Origin of the sequence: Emticicia aquatica (assembly GCF_923079645.1) — a bacterium.
In the GTDB taxonomy this organism is placed as follows: Bacteria; Bacteroidota; Bacteroidia; order Cytophagales; family Spirosomataceae; genus Emticicia; species Emticicia aquatica.
The window spans coordinates 1,558,246-1,579,866 of sequence record NZ_CAKLPY010000001.1; the positions used below are offsets into that span (position 1 = coordinate 1,558,246).

General features: G+C 32.8%; 17 protein-coding genes. 14 read left to right on the forward strand and 3 right to left on the reverse strand.

What is annotated here, in order from left to right:
• Positions 1–359: 359 nt before the first annotated feature.
• From pgi to MJQ71_RS06760, 3 genes are all read right to left on the reverse strand, one after another.
• Positions 360–2,006, reverse strand: a complete 1,647-nt coding sequence (pgi, locus tag MJQ71_RS06750) for a glucose-6-phosphate isomerase (RefSeq protein WP_238805724.1) — start codon at positions 2,004–2,006, stop codon at positions 360–362.
• 61 nt (positions 2,007–2,067) lie between these two features.
• Complete coding sequence (locus MJQ71_RS06755; RefSeq protein ID WP_238805726.1) at positions 2,068–2,868, reverse strand: glycoside hydrolase family 25 protein; 801 nt, start codon at positions 2,866–2,868, stop codon at positions 2,068–2,070.
• Positions 2,869–3,078: 210 nt separating this feature from the next.
• Positions 3,079–3,714, reverse strand: coding sequence for a peroxiredoxin (locus tag MJQ71_RS06760; RefSeq protein ID WP_238805728.1), 636 nt, complete (start codon positions 3,712–3,714; stop codon positions 3,079–3,081).
• Between the two features lie 212 nt (positions 3,715–3,926).
• On the opposite strand from MJQ71_RS06760, the gene MJQ71_RS06765 reads away from it, so the two are divergent.
• The 14 genes from MJQ71_RS06765 (at position 3,927) to MJQ71_RS06830 (ending at position 21,619) form a co-directional block, all read left to right on the forward strand.
• The gene (locus tag MJQ71_RS06765; protein WP_238805730.1) at positions 3,927–4,553 is read left to right on the forward strand and encodes an ABC transporter ATP-binding protein; all 627 of its coding nucleotides are present in this window, start codon (positions 3,927–3,929) and stop codon (positions 4,551–4,553) included.
• 2 nt (positions 4,554–4,555) lie between these two features.
• On the forward strand, positions 4,556–5,755 hold the full coding sequence (locus MJQ71_RS06770) for an ABC transporter permease (protein WP_238805732.1): 1,200 nt from the start codon (positions 4,556–4,558) through the stop codon (positions 5,753–5,755).
• A gap of 43 nt (positions 5,756–5,798) precedes the next feature.
• A complete protein-coding gene (locus tag MJQ71_RS06775) occupies positions 5,799–6,251 on the forward strand; it encodes a DUF3299 domain-containing protein (protein ID WP_238805734.1) in 453 nt (150 codons plus the stop codon).
• A 139-nt stretch (positions 6,252–6,390) separates the two neighbouring features.
• On the forward strand, positions 6,391–6,936 hold the full coding sequence (locus tag MJQ71_RS06780; RefSeq protein ID WP_238805736.1) for a hypothetical protein: 546 nt from the start codon (positions 6,391–6,393) through the stop codon (positions 6,934–6,936).
• A gap of 2 nt (positions 6,937–6,938) precedes the next feature.
• The gene (gene ruvA, locus MJQ71_RS06785) at positions 6,939–7,532 is read left to right on the forward strand and encodes a Holliday junction branch migration protein RuvA (protein WP_238805738.1); all 594 of its coding nucleotides are present in this window, start codon (positions 6,939–6,941) and stop codon (positions 7,530–7,532) included.
• Positions 7,533–7,702: 170 nt separating this feature from the next.
• Positions 7,703–14,929, forward strand: coding sequence for a T9SS outer membrane translocon Sov/SprA (gene sov / locus MJQ71_RS06790; protein ID WP_238805741.1), 7,227 nt, complete (start codon positions 7,703–7,705; stop codon positions 14,927–14,929).
• Positions 14,930–15,081: 152 nt separating this feature from the next.
• Complete coding sequence (gene gcvH / locus MJQ71_RS06795; RefSeq protein ID WP_238805742.1) at positions 15,082–15,459, forward strand: glycine cleavage system protein GcvH; 378 nt, start codon at positions 15,082–15,084, stop codon at positions 15,457–15,459.
• A 102-nt stretch (positions 15,460–15,561) separates the two neighbouring features.
• On the forward strand, positions 15,562–16,851 hold the full coding sequence (locus MJQ71_RS06800) for a dihydroorotase (protein ID WP_238805743.1): 1,290 nt from the start codon (positions 15,562–15,564) through the stop codon (positions 16,849–16,851).
• Between the two features lie 28 nt (positions 16,852–16,879).
• Positions 16,880–17,425, forward strand: a complete 546-nt coding sequence (locus MJQ71_RS06805; RefSeq protein WP_238805744.1) for a DUF4199 domain-containing protein — start codon at positions 16,880–16,882, stop codon at positions 17,423–17,425.
• 54 nt (positions 17,426–17,479) lie between these two features.
• Complete coding sequence (locus MJQ71_RS06810) at positions 17,480–17,995, forward strand: DUF4199 domain-containing protein (protein WP_238805745.1); 516 nt, start codon at positions 17,480–17,482, stop codon at positions 17,993–17,995.
• Positions 17,996–18,020: 25 nt separating this feature from the next.
• The gene (gene gldF, locus MJQ71_RS06815; RefSeq protein ID WP_238805746.1) at positions 18,021–18,743 is read left to right on the forward strand and encodes a gliding motility-associated ABC transporter permease subunit GldF; all 723 of its coding nucleotides are present in this window, start codon (positions 18,021–18,023) and stop codon (positions 18,741–18,743) included.
• Between the two features lie 20 nt (positions 18,744–18,763).
• Positions 18,764–19,564: a PhzF family protein gene (locus tag MJQ71_RS06820; RefSeq protein WP_238805748.1), complete on the forward strand. Its 801-nt coding sequence runs from the start codon at positions 18,764–18,766 to the stop codon at positions 19,562–19,564.
• Between the two features lie 213 nt (positions 19,565–19,777).
• Positions 19,778–20,830, forward strand: coding sequence for a tRNA preQ1(34) S-adenosylmethionine ribosyltransferase-isomerase QueA (gene queA, locus MJQ71_RS06825; RefSeq protein ID WP_238805750.1), 1,053 nt, complete (start codon positions 19,778–19,780; stop codon positions 20,828–20,830).
• Between the two features lie 69 nt (positions 20,831–20,899).
• Positions 20,900–21,619, forward strand: coding sequence for a 2-C-methyl-D-erythritol 4-phosphate cytidylyltransferase (locus MJQ71_RS06830; protein WP_238805751.1), 720 nt, complete (start codon positions 20,900–20,902; stop codon positions 21,617–21,619).
• Positions 21,620–21,621 lie beyond the last annotated feature (2 nt).

A 21,621-nucleotide genomic window follows, 5' to 3' on the forward strand; every position in this document is an offset into this window, starting at 1 on the left:
ATTTCCAAATGTAAACTAAATTTTATTTTCATATTTTTCATATTTTTTGTTTTTTCAAAAATAAATGAAAAATAAACACCTGTAACTTATTGATTATCAGTTATTTAAAATATTTTAATAAATTTTTTATTAAAATAAACAAAGATTTCGAACAAAAAGCAATATTTTCCCAAAATGATACCTTTTAATAATTTGTACATTTGTAATCCGAAATGAAATTTTATTGAAAGGATACAACAAATAAAATATAAGTAAAAACACCAATATTTAAGTTCTTTAAATAGCTTCACTATAAATCACAATAAACAAAAAAAGCTACCCTTCAAGGTAGCTTTTTTTGTTTATTGCATAATGAAAGTTTATTTCCTCCATTTTTTATATTGATTTATCAAAGCATTTGTTGAACAATCGTGGCTCTCAATAGCTTGACTATCTGTCAATTCAGGATAAATTCTATTTGCTAATTGCTTACCTAATTCAACGCCCCATTGGTCAAAACTAAATACATTCCAAATAATTCCTTGTACAAAAATCTTATGTTCATACATAGCAATTAAACTTCCTAAACTTTTCGGTGTAATTTTTTTCACCAATATAGAGTTGGTAGGTCGATTTCCTTGAAAAACCTTAAAAGGAGCTATTTTCGCCATTTCTTCTTTAGATTTACCTGTCAATTCCGCTTCAACTTCTTCACGAGTTTTTCCATTCATCAATGCTTCAGTCTGAGCAAAAAAGTTTGAAAGAAGCATTTTATGGTGTTCGCCAAGAGGATTATGAGAAATTGCTGGAGCAATAAAATCGGCAGGAATTAGTTTTGTACCCTGGTGAATTAATTGGTAAAATGCGTGTTGACCATTTGTACCTGGTTCCCCCCAAATAATTGGTCCAGTTTGATAATCAACTTTATTACCATTTCTATCAATATATTTTCCATTTGATTCCATATCTCCCTGCTGGAAATAGGCCGCAAAACGGTGTAAATATTGGTCATAAGGTAAAATTGCTTGTGATTCCGCACCGTAAAAATTATTATACCAAATTCCTAAAAGTGCTAAAACAACAGGGATATTTTTTTCAAAAGGCGTAGTTCTGAAATGGTTATCCATTTCGTGAGCTCCAAGTAGCAATTGTTCAAAATTATCAAAGCCAATAGTACAAGCAATGGAAAGGCCGATAGCTGACCAAAGGGAATACCTGCCTCCTACCCAATCCCAAAAACCAAACATATTAGCTGGGTCAATACCAAATTTTTCTACTAAGTTTTGACTTGTTGAAATGGCCACAAAATGTTTTTTTACAAACTCTTCATTTACAGCACTTTGCAAAAACCAATCACGAGCAGAAAGAGCATTTGTCATTGTTTCTTGTGTTGTAAATGTTTTTGAAGCGATCATAAACAACGTTGTTTCAGGATTAACTTTTTTCAAAGTCTCTGCAATGTGTGTTCCATCAACATTCGATACAAAATGAATATTAATATTCTTCTTTTTGTATGGTTTCAAAGCTTCAGTAACCATTACTGGACCCAAATCAGAGCCACCAATTCCGATATTTACAATGTCTGTAATTGATTTATTGGTATACCCTTTCCAAGCTCCCGAAATAACCTTTTCAGAAAACCCTTTCATTTTATTCAATACTTCATTGACATCTGGCATAACATCTTTGCCGTCAACAATTATTGGTGTATTTGAACGATTTCTTAAAGCCACATGAAGCACGGAACGATTTTCTGTTTGATTAATTTTTTCACCAACAAACATTTGTTCAATCGCTCCCGATAAATCACATTCTGCTGCCAATTCAGTTAAGTAACCAATTGTTCGACGGTTGATATTATTTTTAGAATAATCTAGCAAAATATCATTGAATTTAATCGAAAACTTTTTGAAGCGATTTTTATCTTCAGCAAACAATTCTTTCAAATGTTTTTTGCTGATAGTACGATGATGTGCTTTTAGCTTTTTGAAAGCGGGTGTTTGGGTAAAATTTGTAGAATTAAGCATATTTTCACACCTTCTTCCCCTAAAGAAGGTTTTTCTTTGGTAAATATTCTCCCTTTAGGGATTAGGGAGTTTTTATACAAATATCATCTAAATGACTTTTTGAAGCAACAAAAACATTGAAATCGACATCTCCATTGATTCCATCGATTTTGCCATTGGCACTGTGTTGCCAAATCATTAAACGGGCATCATTATACCCTTCTAGCTTTTGGCTATCATAATTTGAAATCCATAATGGATATTCATCTAAATTACCTTTTATATATTGTTTGTAGATGTGTCCATTGGTATAAATAATTGGTTTTACACCATAATGGTTTTCAATAATATTAATGAAGGTTTTAACATTATCAAGGAGATTTGCTCTTACAATTCGGCCTTTTCCTTGAATTTCAAAATCAAGAACTGGAACAAAATCACCATCTCTTAATACAACTGATTCGATAAAGTTTTGTGCTTGTTCACGAGGATTTCCCCAAGGAACATAAAAATGATACGCTCCACGAATAAGCCCTGCTTTTTTTGATTCAACCCAATTACTTGCAAAATCTTCGTCTTTCAAATCTTCACCTTCTGTAGCTTTTATGAAGCAAAAGCTTATTTCAACTTTATCGTCGTCGCTGTGTTTTACCTTTTGCCAATCAATTTCTTCATTATGATGCGAAACATCAATTCCGTGAATATTATATCTTAAAGGCAATTTGATGCCAAAATTCTCAATATAAGTCCATCTTTGCCCATCGCTCACGTAAACAGGGTACAAAGTTATCAAGGAAATCACAATCAGAATATATAGTCCACGTAGAGAAAATACTTGATTTGAAATCCTTTTAAAAAGACTTAATTTCTTTTTCTTTTTCATTTACTCAGATGCAATAATATATCTAAACAATATAGATTGGATTGCAAATATTGTGCAAAAGTATATAAAAGCCGACAGGATTAAAATGATTTATATGATTACTAAATATTTTTAATCATTTATGATCAAAAATAGCGTACAAAGTAAAAATCCGTGACACATAAAATACTTATCACGGATTTTTCTTGTACACAAAAACCTCAAGGCAAATTATTTATTTGGTTGAGGAGTATAACGTAAATAGGGTTTTACAATTCTTACACCTTTAGGGAATTTTGCAATGGCATCTTCTGTCGAAACTGCTGGTACAACGATTGTATCTTCACCATCTTTCCAATCGGCTGGTGTTGCAACTTGGTAGTTTGAAGTAAGTTGTAATGAATCAATTACTCTCAATAATTCGGTAAAATTACGACCAGTTGAGGCTGGATAAGTGAGTGTTAACTTTATTTTTTTATCTGGTCCAATGATAAAAACCGAACGAACCGTTGCTTTTTCAGAAGCATTTGGATGAATCATATCATACAATGTAGCCACATTTCTATCGCTATCAGCAATGATTGGGAAATTTACAACTACGCCATTTACTTCTTCGATATCAGGAACCCATTTGCCATGTGATGCCAAATCATCAACAGAAACTGCAATTACCTTTACACCTCTTTTGGCGAAATCATCTTTTAAAAGAGCCGTTTTTCCTAATTCTGTTGTACAAACTGGTGTAAAATCGGCTGGATGAGAAAACAACATTCCCCATGAATTTCCTAGCCATTCGTGAAAATTGATTGTTCCCTGCGTAGTTTCAGCAGTAAAATCAGGTGCGATATCTCCTAATCTGAGTGACATATATTTGTTGAATTATAAGTTTTTAATAAATTAATCTACTAACTTTATAGAGAATTGTTTTTTTATAAAAATAGTTCACAAAGTAGCTAAAAAATATTGAATAGATTCATGCGAAAAATCATAAAATCTCTAAAAATAAATTTTGATTAAGTCTTCAGATTCTTTGTACCAAATCGTTGTAATGTGCTATCTTTGAAACAAAAACGAATAAAATGCTTGCTTGTTCAGAACTAAGTTTCTCCTACAATTCACAAAAAACGTTTAATTTCCCTTCATTTAGTTGCGAAAAAGGGCAGACATTGCTCATTTTAGGTAATTCTGGAACAGGAAAAACAACACTTTTACATTTGTTGGCTTTACTTCTTCAGCCTAAAAGTGGTTCAATACAAATAAAAGAACACGAACTGGCACATTTATCGGCTAAAGAAGCCGCCCAAATGAGAGCCAATCATTTGGGTATAGTTTACCAAAAATCACATTTTGTCAGTTCGTTAAGTGTTTTAGATAATTTGCTTTTAGCGAATTATCTAGCTGACCAAAATCAATCAAAAGAACAAGCATTAAAATTAGCTCAAAATCTTGGATTTGCTGATTTATTAGACAAAAAAACAACCCTTTTAAGTGGTGGGGAACAACAACGTGTTAGTATTGCACGAGCTTTAATGAATAATCCTGATGTAATTTTGGCTGATGAACCAACATCAAATTTGGATGATGAAAACTGTGAGAAGGTCGTCCAATTGCTTGAAAATCAATCAAAAAACATCGGTGCTGCGTTGGTAATCGTTACGCACGACCATAGATTAAAAAATATTAACAAGAACATTATTACGCTGTAAAAATGCTATTTAAAATAAGTTGGAAAAATATTGTCGATAAAAAACTCAACAGTTTTTTATGTATTTTATTGATGACATTGGGCATCGCAATGATTTCATTATTGATGCTCTTAGGAAAACAATTACAAGACAAATTTGCAAAAAATATCAGTGGAATTGACTTAGTTGTTGGAGCAAAGGGCAGTCCGTTACAATTAATTTTATCTTCTGTCTATCAAATAGATAACCCAACTGGAAACATTTATTTGGAAGATGTACAAGCAATTGCTCAAAATCCGTTGGTCAAAGAAATGATTCCTCTTTCAATGGGCGATAATTTTCAAGGATACAGAATTGTTGGAACAAATAAAAAATACTTTGAACATTTTAAAACTCAATTCGAAAGTGGAAAAATGTTTAAATCAAATTTAGAAGTTGTGTTGGGCGGACAAACCGCTGCAAATACAAATTTAAAAGTTGGTGACACATTTGCCAGTTCACATGGTTTGGATTCGGAAGGAGAAAAGCACGCAGAACGAAATTATAAAGTTGTTGGAGTTTTAGAATTCAACAATTCGGTGGTTGATAATTTGATTTTAACAAGTTTAGGAAGTGTTTGGAGTATTCACGAAAAACATGCTGAAGGCGAAACACATCCAGAAGAAGACAGTACTGAACGCAAAGAGATTACAAGTGCAATTATAAAGTTTCGCTCGCCAATGGGTATGATGGCAATGCCACGAAATATTAATCAAAACTCTAAATTACAGGCAGCCGTACCAGCTATCGAAGTGAATCGTTTGTTTGAATTATTGGGTATCGGTATCGAAGGATTACAGTTTTTGGCAGCCGTAATAATGCTTATTTCAGGTATTAGTGTTTTTGTATCTTTGTATAATTCATTAAAAGAACGTAAATATGAAATGGCCTTAATGCTTTCTATGGGAGCAAGTAGAACTCGTTTGTTTTTAATGTTGTTATTAGAAGGAATAATTTTATCTTTTTTAGGATTTGTAGCTGGAATATTATTAAGTAGAATAGGCATTTATTTGATTTCAAATGCCTTAAACAAGAAATTTCACATGAATGTAAGTCAATTTGGTTTACAAATAGGCGAAATATACTTATTTATTGGTGCATTATTAGTTGGCATTTTAGCGGCTTCAATTCCATCAATTGGCATTTACAGAATCAATATTTCAAAAACTTTAGCAACTGAATAGTTTATTTTAATTATTATTAAATCATATCATCAACCATAAAACAATGAAAATTATCTCACAAAAAATTATATTAGGCTTAATTGCAGTTTCTTTATTTTCATTCACTTTTTTGGATGAACCAACCAAAATCACTTGGGAAACCCTTAGAGATGTAACATTTAAGAAGAAATGGAGTGCGGAAGAATCAATGTTTATCCTCTATCCTACTTTTGGGCAGAAAGTTGCCAATCTAAAAGATAAAGAAATTGTTTTAACGGGCTACATGATTCCAGTAGATGTTGATGCAAATGCCTATGTTCTATCTGCAAATCCATACAGTTCATGCTTTTTCTGTGGCGGTGCAGGGCCAGAATCGGTTGTTCAAATAAAATTCAAGAAATCAACTAAACGTTTCAATACGGATGATAGAGTGACAGTAAAAGGAACTTTAAAACTCAATGCGGACGATATTAACGAGCTTAATTATATCTTAGTGAATACTGATTTGGTATTGTAATTTCATAAAAATGTCATTTATTAAAGCGTCTGATAATCGTTCAGACGCTTTTTTATTGAATAATTATACCCAGCATTTCGTTTGATAAGTAGTATTTTATACTTTTGGCAAAATCTTGCAATAATTGAATCTAATTAAAATGAAAAAACTACTTTTTGCTTTTACAACTTTATTAACATTAGGAATCTCAACTGACACTTTTGCACAATACGACTATAATTGGGCAGTTGGGTTTAGAGTTGGTGAACCTTTAGGTTTTAATGCCCGAAAATATTTCCAAAATGGTGACAAAGCTTTTGATATAAATATTGGTACTTATGGTTTCATTTATAATCGGGCTCGTAGATATAATGCTGGTGAATATAAAACTGCAGGTTTGATGATTCAAGGTGTTTATCTATGGCAAAATGAAGTTTTAAGTAAAGATTGGGCACATGTATATTATGGTTTTGGCGGGCAAATTAACAACAGAAGCCATTATGCAGATATACTTATAGGACAAAAAATTGACCACACAAAAAAAATTGCCTTGGGTCCAACCGGATTAGCGGGTTTTGAATTAAAAATACCTAATCAACCTTTAGGATTTTTTGTTGATGCTGGGCTGTATGTTGAGGCTCTTCCATCTCCATTTTTTATCAATCCACAAATAAGTGGAGGTTTAAGATTAAACGTAATTAAATAAATATGATAGCATATCTCGACGGAAAATTAGCTTATAAAGACCCAAGTTACGTCATTATTGATGTAGGAGGTGTTGGCTATCAAGTAAAAATATCTCTACAAACTTACGCAGCTTTGCACAATACAGGTGAACGCTGCAAATTGCATACTTTACTTATTATTCGGGAAGATGCTCACACACTATTTGGTTTCCATGATGCCGAAGAAAAAGTTTTATTTGAAGACTTAACAAGTGTTTCAGGCATTGGACCAAGTATTGCTTTGGTGATGCTTTCATCATTATCGTCAGCAGAAATTAAACAAGCTTTAGTTACTGAAGATGTAAAAACTATTCAAAGTATCAAAGGAATTGGTTTAAAAACTGCACAAAGAGCCATCATTGAACTCAAAGATAAGTTGAAAAAAGATAACTTAGCTAGCGGAGTTACGCCAAGTTCATTTACCCCTGCAAACGCAGTTTTACGGAATGAATCGCTTGCAGCATTGGTCATGTTAGGTATTCCGAGAGCGGCGGCTGAAAAAAGTATTGATGCGATTTTAAAACGTGAAGGAAACGATATTTCAGTCGAACAATTAATCAAACTAGCACTCCGATAAGCCATTAAATAAAAATCCAGCTGAATCGAAATTAAAAAAAATAGTTTCAGCGTTATTCATTCAAACCAAAATAAACTTAAAATTGAGGTAAATTTCTTGCCAATATAGACTATTGGCAAGGTTTTGGTCGTTAAGGTCATATAATCCTTTTGAAATTTCCTAAAAACTGTATGTTCAGACAGCTATTCCAACTAAATCGTGTTACATTACTATTTCTTTTTTTCAGCTTTGGATTAATAAATAATAACCCTTTATTTGCCCAAATCCGTAAAAAAAGTGCCCCTATTATTGAAAAAGTCACAACTGATTCGCTAGCGATTCCTGAAAAAGACACTGTAATTTTTCGTACAGGTACAAAACCAGGTTATCGTTGGCAAGACCGTTATTTGAATCGTTATACGGCAAAACTTCCACAATCTCCATTTTACTTAAAAGATTCAAAAAATATAAGCAACGATTTTAAACTCTCTCAAGATGCTAAAGAAATATCTATTAGTGAGAAAGTAGGAAAAAAACTTGATTATAGAACTCCCCAAACGCTTTCTTTAAACGAATATTCAAGCATCCAAAATGTAAATGTTCGTAAAAGTATTTTGCGTGATTATGAAAACCTTCAAGATGGAAAAAGTGCAATTAGCGGTCGAGGTTTGCGTCCCCTTTTAGAGAAAAATCCTGTTGTTGACCGAATTTTTGGAGGAAGTGTGCCTGATTTAAAGCCTAATGGTTTTGTAACGCTAGATTTTCAATTAATTAAACAGTTTATTGACAATCCATTTTTGCCACTTATTCAAAGAAAACAAACATTATTCAATTTCAATGAACAAATAAATATCAACTTTAATGGTAAAATTGGTGATAAATTAGGAGTTTTAACAAACCTTGATACAAAAGCAGCTTTTAATTTTGAAAACCAGCTCAAACTTAATTTCAAAAATCAACCCGAAGATATATTACAAAAAGTAGAGGCAGGAAATATCAGTATGCCTGTTAAAAGTCAATTAATTCCAGGAGTTCAAAACTTGATGGGAGTTAAAGCAGCTTTTAAACTCGGAAAACTTGATGTAACAGCAGTTGTTGCCCAACAGCGTTCACGAACAGAATCCATAATCTTAAACAGTGGTTCACAAAGTAGAACTTTTGAAATCCGTTGTGATAATTATGATGAAAATAGACACTTCTTTTTAGCACAATTTTTTAGAGATAATTACGAAAAATCGCTTCGAAATTTACCGCTTGTTCTTTCAGGAGTAAGAGTAACTCGTTTAGAAGTATACGTAACGAATCGTACAAATAGCATTGAAACAATGCGAAATTTGGCGGCATTTGCAGATTTAGGCGACAAGAAAAATCCAGATGGGAAATACGGTGCGGTTGATAACAAAGCGACACCACTTTATGACCAACTAAATAATAATCCAGCCTTTCGTAGAGTTGATACAACAACATCTTCGCTCGCTGGAATAGGACTAAAAAAGGGTATAGACTATGAAATTTTGCGAGGTGCAAAACGTCTTACTGAACGAGAATTTAAGTTCAATCAAGAATTAGGTTATATTTCCTTAGTAACTCCACTTAGAAATGACGAAATTTTAGCGGTTGCTTACGAATATACTTATAACGGTCGTACTTTTAAAGTTGGAGAATTGACTGAAGATTATTCTTCTCGTCGTGAAGATGAAGTTATAATGTTGAAACTCATCAAATCATCAACAATTCGTAATCGAACGAATAGCCCAATGTGGGATTTGATGATGAAAAACATCTACGCTTTGGGAGTACCAGGAGTTGGTAAACAAGGTTTTCAATTACGCATCATTTATAAAGATGACCGAACAGGAATTGATAACCCAAATTTACAAGATGGCCGAAAACTTCAAAATATTCCACTCATCAGGATAATGAATCTTGACCGATTAAATCCAAACAATGATCCTCAATTGCCCGATGGCGATGGAAATTTCGATTTTGTGGAAGACGTTACAATTGATACAAAAATGGGGAAAATGATTTTTCCTGTCCTGGAACCATTTGGTTCTCATTTGAATGAAAAATTTGATACCGACGAACAAATTTTGAGAGAAAAATATGTTTTCAACGAACTGTATCGAACCACAATGGCTGATGCTCAACAAGTTACAACCAAAAACAAATTTTTTATTCGAGGAAGTTTACAAGCAAGTAATGCATCGGAAATTTCATTGCCACTTGGAGCTTCGGGACAATCAGTCAGAATTTTTGCAGGTGGTGTACAATTGCAAGAAGGCATAGATTATACAATTGAGCCTCAATTAGGTAAAATTAAAATCACTAATCAAAGTATCCTAAATTCATCAAGACAAATTCGTATTGAATGGGAAAAACCTGATTTGTTTAACACACAACGAAGAATCATGCTTGGTACAAGGTTAGATTATAATTTGAGTAAAGATATTCATATTGGAGCAACTGCCATGTCGTTGCGTGAAAGTACACCAGGTTTTTTGACTAGGGTTGCTATTGGACAAGAGCCTGTTAATAATACAATTTTAGGTGTTGATGTGAATTTACGAAAAGATTCACGTTTCTTAACTAGAATGTTAGATGCTCTTCCTTTGATACAAACAAAAGAAATTTCATCCATTCAATTAACGGCTGAATATGCAAAGTTGATTCCAGCCGTAAATAATAAAAGAATTGGAGGAAATGCGATGATTGATGATTTTGAAGCTACTCGCAATATCAATGATTTAACTCGTCAGCCAACTCGTTGGAGGCCAGCCGCTACACCAGAGAAATTTCAAGGTAGTACAATCAATTACGACTATAATTATCGTAGAGGAAAAATTTCAGTTTATACGGTTGACCAAAGTACTTATTTTAGTGGCGGATTTGGTGGTGGAAACGTACTTCCAGAAAGCGTGACAGCCGAAGCAAATAATAATTTATACGAAAAAGCATTTACACCAAATCAAATATTTACAGGGCGTTCACTTCCAGCATTTAACTCTTCAATTCCGTTAAATATTCTTGATATTAGCTATTTTCCTGCTGAAAGGGGGATTTATAATTATAATCCTAATTTGGATGCTGATGGGTATTTAACTAATCCAAAAGATAATTTTGGGGCAATCATGCGTGGCATTACAGCTGATAATGATTTTGAAAATGCGAATACAGAATATTTGACTTTTTGGATGCTAGACCCATTCAAAGATGTTGTGCGTGATGGGTCTCCTAATGGAAATAAAAAAAATACTACGGGTGGGAAATTAATGTTTCAATTAGGTGATGTCTCAGAAGATTTTATACCTGATAGCAGAAATAACTTTGAAAATGGACTTTTACCTAGTGGAAGTGCGTCGTCTCAGCCAGTTACAACTCGTTGGGGAAAAGCTCCAAGTGTACAATATATTACCGACGCATTTGATAATCAGACAGGTTCGAGAGAAAAACAAGATGTTGGTTTAGACGGATTGAATAATAATGAAGAAAAATCGTTTCCACATATTCAAAAATACTTAAATGACATTAAAAATAAAGTAAAACCTAGTGTTTTTGAACAAATTGAAAAAGACCCTTCTGGAGATGATTTTAAGTTTTTTATAGATTTAGATTATGATGCTCAAAACAAAAATCTTTTACAACGTTTTAAAAACTACTTAGGTGTTGAAAATAATTCACCGCAAAATAATACACAATCAAATAATACAGCAACACCAGCCAATTCGGTTACACCTGATAAGGAAGATGTAAACGCAGATAATACAATTAATGATGTAGAAAGTTTTTACGAATACGAAATTGATTTAAGACCTAATCGTTTGGATGTTGGCAACGGATTTATTGTAGATAAAGTAACAGTTCCAGGTACAGAAGCTACTTGGTATCTTTTTAGAGTTCCTGTGAAACAATTCACACGAAAATACGGTGACATAAACGGATTCAAATCTATTCGTTTCATGCGAACATTATTAACAGACTTTGAACAACCAGTTGTGCTACGTTTTGCCTCATTACAGTTAGAATCTAATCAATACAGAGCTTATGATAAAAACCTAAGTAATGCAGGTTTGACTGAAATTCCTGAACCCTATGATGCAAAATTTAAAGTTGGGGTCGTAAGTATTGAGGAAAATGGTTGTTCGGATAATGGTCAAAACTGCAATGTAAAAGGCGGAAAAACACCTTATGTAGTGCCACCAGGTTTTATAAGAGATCAAGACGTAACTCAACAACAATTTGATATTAAGTTTAACGAACAAGCTATATCACTTGGTGTAACTAATCTTCGTGATGGTGATTCAAGAGCAGTTTTTCGTAATACTCGAATTGATATGTTAAATTATAAACGTTTAAAAATGTTTATTCATGCCGAAAATGAATCAAACAATCAAAACGAAGTTGGTGGTGCCTTTATCAGAATCGGGACTGATTTGACAGAAAATTACTACGAAATTGAAGTACCTCAACTGAAAATAACACCCAATGGGTCATTGAACGAAACAGAAATTTGGCCGGATGAAAATGCCATTGATGTTGCTTTACAAGAATTAGTAGCCTTGAAAGGTGAACGAAATAGAGTTGCAAAAAACGTATCGGTTCTATATTCAAAACAAACCGAAGACAATAAATTTAAAATTTCTGTGTTAGGAAATCCAGATTTAAGTACTGTTTTAACGATTATGCTTGGTGTTAGAAATCAAAAATCTAATGATGAGTCACCCAATAGTTTTTTGGTTTGGATGAATGAACTTCGTGCTTTTGGTTTCGATCAAACTTCGGGTGATGCAGCCCTATTAGCAGCCAATATCAAACTTGCCGATTTGGCCACAGTTACCATTAATGGCAATTATAAAGGTTATGGTTTTGGTGGCGTTCAAGATAAAATTTCAGAAAGAGCAAGAGATAATGGAAAAGGAATTGGTATTGCTTCTAACATTGAACTTGATAAGTTACTTCCAGAAAAATGGGGTTTAAAAATACCTTTTTTCATTAATTTCGATAAACAAACTGTTGTTCCACATTTTAATCCTCTCGACCCTGACATGCCTCTCGAAGTAGCGTTGGCCAATATTACAGACCAAACGCAGAGAGAACGTTATAAAAGATTGGTAATCGATGATAATACAAGACGTGGTTTTAACTTCTCAAATGTGAGAAAACTCAAAACGAAAGAAGGAGCAAAATCTCATGCATATGACATTGAAAACTTTTCATTTACCTATGCTCAAAATAATGTAAGTCGAAGCAATATTTTAATTGATGAGTATGCTTTAAATCAATATCGAGGCGGTTTAACCTATCAATTTCAGCCAAAACAAATCAACTGGGAGCCATTTAAGACTAAAAAGTCTCTAGATAGACCTTTTTTATATTGGATTAAAGATTTGAATTTTTCTCCCCTACCAACGGTCGTAGCATTCCGAAGTGATTTTGACAGAAGTTTCGCTAAAACGCAATTAAGAAACTCAGATTTAACAACTACTGGGATAATTCCGATGTTTGAAAAATACTTTATGATGAATCGTTTCTACGATTTACAATGGAACTTGACCAAAAGTATTTTATTGAATTATTCAGCAACCATGAATGCCATCATTGATGAACCACAAGGTGACTTGAATACCAAACAAAAAACTGATTCATTATTAACAAATCTTAAAAAGTTAGGTCGTGCCAAAAATTTTAATCAAGAAATGCGATTTACATATCGCTTGCCCTTAGATAAATTCTTTTTATTAGATTGGATGACAGCAGATGCTAAATATAATAATACATTTAATTATCAAGCGGTTTCATTCAATATTTTAGACGAATTTAATATTCCGTTTGGGAATACAATTAGGAATGGCCGAGACCGAGGAGTCAGAGGAAAAATTGATTTCGTAAAATTATACAACAAAGCTAAATACTTACGCTTTGCCAATAGCCCAAATCCAGTAAAAAAACGTTTCACCCGAAATCCAGGTGATGATGAAAATATTGAAACTTCAACCAGTAATGTTGCGAAAGCATTTACTCGATTACTGATGAGTGTGCGAGGCATTGACTATGATTATTCAATCACAGAAACCACAATTTTACCTGGATTTACACCAACCTCAAAGTATTTTGGCTTAGACCCCACTAATTTTAATGCACCTGGTCTTGATTTTGTAATGGGTGGGCAAGACCGAAATTTTCAAATAAAAGCAGCAGAAAATGGCTGGCTTTCAAAAACTACAACACAAACCCAGCCTTTTACGCAAACCTTACAAAAAAAGTTTAGCTACCGAACAACCATTGAGCCAACGAAAGATTTCAGAATCCAAATCACAGGAAACATGAGCCGTGGCGATACTTATCAAGAATATTTTACAGGCAATGATGACGGCACTTTCAGTAGCAAAAGTCCAGTTAGAAATGGCAATTATGGCATGTCATTTTGGGGCTTTCGCACTGCATTTTATCGTATGAATACCGATAGTGGAAGCAATTACCAGTACAAAGTTTTTGATGATATGATAAAACTCCGTAATGATATTTTTGAAAATTATAAAAATGGAAAAACTGGTAGCGAAATTCAATATGATAAAAACTCTCAAGACATCCTAATTCCAGCGTTTTTTGCAGCTTACAGTGGCAAAAGTGAAAGAGCCAGAATTGGTTTTAATCCATTCAACCCAAATGGCAGCAGAATAAATCTTCCACTACCAAACTGGCGAATTGATTACAGCGGATTGGCCAATTTAGAGCCATTTAATCGAATATTCAGTTCCATAACAATTAATCATAGCTATACTTCAAATTTCAATGTGGGTAACTTTACTTCTTCACTAGAATATAATAATATTAATACTGCCATAAATTTATCACAAAAAGGTTATCCATTGCCGTCCTCAAATGTACTTAATGCACTTGGGCAATATATTCCAGTTTTTGTGATGAGTACTATAACTATTGATGAAAAATTTGCTCCTTTTATCGGTATTCAATTCGTAACTAAAAGTAAAATTTCAGGGAAACTTGAATATAACAAAGAACGCCGAGCATCTCTCAATTTATCAAATTCTCAAATAGCAGAATATTCTAGCGATGATTTTGTCTTCAATTTTGGATTCAAGAAAAACAATGTAAAATTGCCGCTAAGAGGCCGAGATGGTAAGATAATTACCCTAAAAAATGATTTGAATTTACAATTCAACTTCACAATTAGAGATATCAAAGCCATTCAAAGGCGTTTAGATGGCGACCCTCAACCAACGCAAGGAAACTATAATTTACAGCTTGGTCCTCGTATTTCATACCAAGTAAACAAACGAATTTTGATGAATTTTTATATTGATCACTTAGTAAATCGTCCATTTGTGACAAATTTTTCTTTTCCAAGAACAACAACTACAGGTGGGTTGAATGTTAGATTTAGTTTATCCGAATAACATAAAAACAATATTTCAGTCATTAAAAATAAAAACTTAAAAAGCTTTTGTGAGTAGAAACCATCTAATTCAAAAACTTTTTAAGTTACTTTTTTTCTATTTTTCCAACATTTGCTGTAACTTGCAGCGAAATAATAAAACTTTCATCAATAATGAATTTTCCTGCTGACTTACGCTATACAAGCGAACACGAATGGTTAAGAATTACCGAAGGAAATATTGCGGTAATCGGTATTACTGATTTTGCTCAAAGCGAATTAGGTGATATTGTATTTGTAGAAATCGAAACAGTTGGACAGACATTCGCTGCAAATGAAATATTTGGTACTGTTGAGGCTGTAAAAACCGTTTCTGATTTATTCTTACCTGTTTCAGGAAAAATTCTGGAAGTAAACCAAGCTTTGTCAAATGCACCCGAATTGGTAAACAATGACCCTTATGGCGAAGGTTGGATGGTAAAAATTGAGGTTTCTGACCTTGCTGAAGTTGACGCATTAATGGATTCAGCCGCTTATCAAAATATTATTTAAGCCATGAATTATCAAACAATATAATACCAAAAAAAATGCCCTTACAAGGGCATTTTTTTTGATTTTTTGTAGAAAAACACACCTGATATTTATATCAAGATAATGAATATTTTATTAAAATCTGTTACAATAATTGATAGTAATTCTACTTTCAATGGTCAAAAAAAAGATATTTTTGTAGAAAATGGTATCATTACAGAAATAGCTGATAATATCTCAAAAGTTGCCAACCAAACAATTTCAGGCGAAAACTTACACGTATCAGCAGGTTGGATTGATATGAGAGTTTCGCCAAAGGACCCAGGTTACGAATCAAAAGAAGACCTAAATACACTAACAAATGCGGCTATGGCAGGCGGTTTCACAGAAATAGTGACTTTACCAAATTCAAAGCCAGTAGTCCAAACCAAGGAAGCCATTGCTTATATTAAAAACTTTTCATTAAATAAAATCATTAATATTTATCCTACAGGAGCAATCACAAAAAACTGCGAAGGAAAAGATTTCACAGAAATGCTTGACCTTTTTCAAGCAGGTGCTGTTGCTTTTACAGATGGTGACCATACGCTTTGGAATGCTGATATTTTATTGAAAACATTGCAATATTTAGCTCCAATTGATGCCCTTTTAATGAATCGTCCCGAAGAGCCATCAATGACTATTTTTGGACAGATGCACGAAGGAATAGAAAGTACTTTGCTCGGAATGAAAGGTATTCCTTCAACTGCTGAAGAGCTGATGATAATGCGAGACTTAAAACTTTTGGAATATTTTGTTGGCTCAAATCCAACTGATAAAATGAATAGTTGCTTACATTTTTCGACGATTTCTACAAAGCAATCGGTTGAATTGATTCGTCAAGCAAAAGCAAAAGGTCTGCCAATTAGTTGTGATATTGCAGCTCATCAATTAGTATTTACTGACAAAGATTTACACAATTTTGATACAAACTTAAAAGTGAATCCTCCGTTTAGAAGTCAAAGTGATATTGAAGCATTGCAAAAAGGTCTTTCAGATGGAACAATTGACGTAATCGTTTCAGACCATAATCCACAAGACGAAGAATCAAAAAATCTTGAATTTGACATGGCTGACTTTGGCATTATTGGACTTGAAACTACATTCTCAGTAGCCAATAATTCAAGTAAACTTTCTACTGAAACATTGATTGAGAAACTTACAATCAACCCTAGAAAGTTATTACGTTTACCAATTGTCAAAATTAATGAAGGAGAAAAGGCAAATCTCACTATTTTTGACCCAACTCAAAAATGGGAATATACCTCAAAAAACATTAAATCCAAATCAAAAAACTCTCCATTTATCGAAAAAACATTGATTGGAAAAAGTATCGCAATAATCAACAAAGGACAAATTCATATCAATGATTAATATTGATTTCTTTTATTTTCTATAAAAAATGTTAAAAAGTAAAATCTTAAAATATTCGCTCATTTACGGTGCTTTGGCAGCTTGCATTTGTATTATTGTAGCCCTAATTCAATATTATGGTTTACATAAAAGCCCTTTTGGACGCTATAAAGTACCTGCTTTTGGTATCAATATTATCTTTATTATTGTAGCGACTTGGACTTACAGAGCCAATAATTTAGGGATTCTTACTTTTACTGAAGGCTTTTCGATAGGTTTTATGACTAATTTGATTGCAGCTTTTATAACGGGATTAGTTTTTTTCCTTTTTATCCAATTAATTGATGCACCTTACGGTCAAAATCAATCAATTTTGCTTTGGGTTCAAGAAAACATTAAAGGAATTGAGCGAATTAAAGACACACATATCAAGGATTTTGGAATAATAGAATATAATATTTTATTGAAACAAGCCCAAGAAATACCGTCAGCAAGTTATGTTTTTGTTGATGAGATTGTAAAAAAACAACTTTGTATTGTAGCGATAACAATCATCTCAATAATTTTTCGACGTCATACATTTACGATTTCATAGTTTTTTCGTTAAATTTACTTTCAAATTAAACCCTAACCCTATTATTGTAAAAAAATGGAAAAACCTTCAACAGCCAAAATAGCCCTAAAATGGGGTATAATAAGTGCGTTATTAATTATCATATATACTGTTGGTTTGTATATTTCTGGTTATTTCAAAACGCCATCACTTTCATGGATTCCTTTTATTTTATTATTAATTACAATTATTATGTCAATGCGTGAGTTCAAATCTTTGAATAACGCATTTATGAGTTTTAGTGAAGGTTTAGGTGTAGGTACGCTTTTAAGTGCAGTGACTGGGCTAATTGCTTCTATTTTTAATTATATCTATACAAACTTTATTGATACAACCATTATGCAACAAATGCGTGAAATGCAAATGGACCAAATGGAAGCTCAGGGTTTGACTTCAGAGCAGATTGACCAAGCTATGGAAATTGCCAGTAGATTCGCCACGCCAGGACTTACATTTTTATTTACAATTATTGGTTATGTATTGTTTGGATTCGTTTTTTCGTTAATTGTTTCAGCAATAGTTAAAAACTCAAAACCCGAATTTGAATTTTAAATTCGTTGAATAATCCCTTTTTGAAATGCTTACAATTTTTAGAAAAGAACTAAATAGTTTTCTTAATTCGTTGGTTGCCTATATCGTTATTGGTGTTTTTTTAGTAATTGTAGGTCTTTTTACGTGGTTCTTTGATTCAAATGTACTGGATTATGGTTATGCTGATTTGAATAATTTCTTTCAGCTTACGCCGTTTGTATTTATATTTTTGATTCCAGCCATTTCAATGCGTGCACTTTCAGAAGAGTATAAAAGTGGTACAATAGAATTGCTTTTCACTAAACCACTTTCTGAATGGCAAATCATTTTAGGGAAATTCTTTGCGATTTTCCTATTGATTTGCTTCGCAATTTTACCGACAATATTGTACTACTATTCTGTTTATCAATTAGGTAGTCCAAAAGGAAATATTGATTCGGCTTCTATTTTTGGTTCTTACTTGGGTCTTTTATTTCTTGGAGCAACATTCGCTGCAATTGGTTTATGGGCTTCATCTTTAACTGATAATCAAATAGTTGCCTTTATTATTGGAGCTGTTTTATGTTATTTTTTGTACGATGGCATTCATCAATTATCAAATGTTTTTGCAGGTACTATTCAATATTATATAAATTTTTTAAGCCTAAGTTTTCATTATGAATCATTGGGAAGAGGCTTAATTGACTCTCGAAATATTATTTTTTTAGTTAGCATAATTTTTTTAATGTTATTTCTAACTAAGCAAGAATTAATTTCAAAGAAAAATTAAAACTCCAAAGTTATATTTTCATGCAATTAGCAATTTATCAAGTTGACGCCTTTACAACTAAGCTTTTTGGAGGAAATCCAGCGGCAGTCATTCCATTAAAAAAATGGTTGTCTGATGATTTAATGCAAAAAATAGCTTTGGAAAATAACCTTTCGGAAACTGCATTTTTTATCCCAATTGAAAATGGTGATGAAAATCAATTCCAAATTCGTTGGTTTACTCCTACAATTGAGGTCAATTTATGCGGTCATGCTACTTTAGCTACCGCATTTGTTATTTTTAATGTCTTGAAATTAAAATTTGACACCATTCTTTTCGACTCCAAAAGTGGCATTTTGAAAGTTACAAAAGAAAATAAATGGCTTGAATTAGACTTTCCTTTCCAAGAAACACTCCCATCGGAAGCTCCTGCAGAATTAATAGAAAGTATTGGCAAAAAACCTAAAGAAATATACAGAGCATCGGATGACTATATGTTGGTTTATACTTCAGAGAATGATATTGAACAAATTTCACCAGATTTTAATGCATTAAAAAACATAAAAGCACGAGGAATTATCATAACTGCTCAAGCAAAATCTAAGAAAATTGATTTTGTTTCTCGCTTCTTCGCTCCTGGTTCGGGAATTGATGAAGACCCCGTTACTGGTTCAGCTCATACAAAATTAGTGCCTTATTGGGCGAAAATATTAGGTAAAAATGAAATGATAGCTGAGCAAATTTCTGCTAGAAAAGGTTATTTGAAATGTACTTTAAAAAATGATAGAGTATTAATGGCGGGTCAAGGAAAACTCTTTTTGAAAGGAAAAATCACTATTTAATTTATTCATGCTTAAAGTTTTTCAAAAATACAAAACATTTATCCAAAAACACTTGACACCCCCTATTTCGATTTTGTACCTTTGCATCCTATAACGCATTAGGTTGAGTAATATTTCTTCGCCTAAATTTCTTCATGACAGATAAAATCTCCCCAAAACATGAATGAAATCTAACAAAGCTTCTGTAAAAAACAGAATTGGGAATTATTTAAGATGAAACTTTCAGAATTTAAGCTTGACCTTCCGCATAGTCTTATTGCGATGCACCCTTATGACCAACGTGATAGTAGTCGAATGATGGTTGTGAATCGTAAAACCCAAAAAATTGAGCACAAAATGTTTAAAGACATTGTTGACTACTTTGGTGAAAAAGACACAATGGTAGTCAATAATACAAAAGTATTTCCTGCAAGATTATATGGTTCAAAAGAAAAAACTGGTGCTAAAATTGAAGTTTTTTTGCTACGTGAATTAAATCGTGAAATGCGTTTATGGGATGTTTTAGTTGACCCTGCACGTAAAATTCGTGTTGGTAATAAACTTTATTTTGGAGATAGCGATTTAGTGGCTGAAGTAATTGACAATACAACTTCTCGTGGTAGAACAATTCGTTTTTTATTTGATGGTTCGCACGAAGAAATGATGAAAGCTGTTCACGAACTTGGCGAAACTCCTCTACCGATTGATATTATTAAACGTCCAGTAACAGAAGAAGATAGAGAACGTTATCAGACAATTTTTGCAGAAAATGAAGGAGCAGTTGCAGCTCCAACTGCTGGAATGCACTTTACAAAAAATGTGCAACGCCGCATGGAATTGAAAGGGACTTCATTTTGTCCGATTACACTTCATATTGGTATTGGCACTTTCCGCCAAGTTGATGTGGAAGATTTGACTAAACATAAAACAGATTCGGAAAATTTCTTTATTCCAGAAAGTACTTGTGATATTGTCAATAGCTCAATTGATAAAGAAGGTAAAATTTGTGCCATTGGTACGACAGCTATGAAAGCCATTGAGTCTTCTGTTTCTGCAAGCAATCATTTAAAACCTGTCAATAATGGTTGGACAGATAAATTTATCTTCCCACCATTTGATTTCAAAATCACCAATGCATTGCTTACAAATTTGCATTTGCCTGAATCAATTTTATTGATGACCGCTTGTGCTTTTGGTGGACACGAACTAATTATGCAAGCTTATCAAGAAGCCATCAAGGAAAAATACAAATTTTTCACTTATGGTGATGTAATGCTAATTTTGTAATAAGACGACTAATAGAATTCATAACCCTCCCAAATTGGGAGGGCTTTTTTTTATAATATTCAAGCAAAAATGTCAAATTTCATTCATTCTGTGGAAAATAATCAAAGAAAATATGCAATAATTGTCGCTGGAGGAAGCGGAAGCAGAATGAAAAGTGAGATTCCAAAGCAATTTTTACCTTTGAATGGTAAGCCGATATTACTTCATACCGTTGAAAAATTTCTTCAAGTAGCTGATATTCAGCTTATTGTGGTACTCCCTAAAAATGATATTTACTATTGGTATGAAATTACTCAATCAAATCAAACAATTCAGGCATTTAGTAACAACTTTACAATTGTTGTAGGTGGTGCAAGTCGATTCCAATCCGTAAAAAATGGGTTAAATCAAATTAAAACTGATGGATTAGTAGCAGTTCACGATGGTGTTCGTCCTTTAGTAAATCTTGAAATTATTCAAAAATCTTTTCAAGTTGCTTCCGAAAAAGGCACAGCTGTAACAAGTGTTTGGGTAAAAGATTCAGTTAGAGAAGTTGGTTTGGATGGAAAAAGCATTGCCATTGACCGAACTAAACTCAAACTTATTCAAACTCCTCAAACTTTCAACATCAATCTCATGAAAAATGCATTTGAAGTTGATGAACAAAGCTTTTTCACTGATTGTGCAAGTGTGCTTGAGTTTGCTGGAAAAACAATTACATTAATTGAAGGTGATTATGAAAATATCAAAATCACAACTCCCGAAGACATGATTGTTGCAGAAGCCTTATTGAGAAAAAATCAAGGTTAATT

What these genes read in the sequence shown, in the direction of transcription:
- gcvH (WP_238805742.1), top strand. Translation starts at nt 15,082, where the DNA reads ATGAATTTTCCTGCTGACTTACGCTATACAAGCGAACACGAATGGTTA.
- MJQ71_RS06820 (WP_238805748.1), top strand. Translation starts at nt 18,764, where the DNA reads ATGCAATTAGCAATTTATCAAGTTGACGCCTTTACAACTAAGCTTTTT.
- MJQ71_RS06810 (WP_238805745.1), top strand. Translation starts at nt 17,480, where the DNA reads ATGGAAAAACCTTCAACAGCCAAAATAGCCCTAAAATGGGGTATAATA.
- MJQ71_RS06830 (WP_238805751.1), top strand. Translation starts at nt 20,900, where the DNA reads ATGTCAAATTTCATTCATTCTGTGGAAAATAATCAAAGAAAATATGCA.
- queA (WP_238805750.1), top strand. Translation starts at nt 19,778, where the DNA reads ATGAAACTTTCAGAATTTAAGCTTGACCTTCCGCATAGTCTTATTGCG.
- MJQ71_RS06800 (WP_238805743.1), top strand. Translation starts at nt 15,562, where the DNA reads ATGAATATTTTATTAAAATCTGTTACAATAATTGATAGTAATTCTACT.
- MJQ71_RS06780 (WP_238805736.1), top strand. Translation starts at nt 6,391, where the DNA reads ATGAAAAAACTACTTTTTGCTTTTACAACTTTATTAACATTAGGAATC.
- MJQ71_RS06775 (WP_238805734.1), top strand. Translation starts at nt 5,799, where the DNA reads ATGAAAATTATCTCACAAAAAATTATATTAGGCTTAATTGCAGTTTCT.
- MJQ71_RS06755 (WP_238805726.1), bottom strand. Translation starts at nt 2,868, where the DNA reads ATGAAAAAGAAAAAGAAATTAAGTCTTTTTAAAAGGATTTCAAATCAA.
- gldF (WP_238805746.1), top strand. Translation starts at nt 18,021, where the DNA reads ATGCTTACAATTTTTAGAAAAGAACTAAATAGTTTTCTTAATTCGTTG.
- MJQ71_RS06770 (WP_238805732.1), top strand. Translation starts at nt 4,556, where the DNA reads ATGCTATTTAAAATAAGTTGGAAAAATATTGTCGATAAAAAACTCAAC.
- MJQ71_RS06760 (WP_238805728.1), bottom strand. Translation starts at nt 3,714, where the DNA reads ATGTCACTCAGATTAGGAGATATCGCACCTGATTTTACTGCTGAAACT.
- pgi (WP_238805724.1), bottom strand. Translation starts at nt 2,006, where the DNA reads ATGCTTAATTCTACAAATTTTACCCAAACACCCGCTTTCAAAAAGCTA.
- ruvA (WP_238805738.1), top strand. Translation starts at nt 6,939, where the DNA reads ATGATAGCATATCTCGACGGAAAATTAGCTTATAAAGACCCAAGTTAC.
- sov (WP_238805741.1), top strand. Translation starts at nt 7,703, where the DNA reads ATGTTCAGACAGCTATTCCAACTAAATCGTGTTACATTACTATTTCTT.
- MJQ71_RS06765 (WP_238805730.1), top strand. Translation starts at nt 3,927, where the DNA reads ATGCTTGCTTGTTCAGAACTAAGTTTCTCCTACAATTCACAAAAAACG.
- MJQ71_RS06805 (WP_238805744.1), top strand. Translation starts at nt 16,880, where the DNA reads ATGTTAAAAAGTAAAATCTTAAAATATTCGCTCATTTACGGTGCTTTG.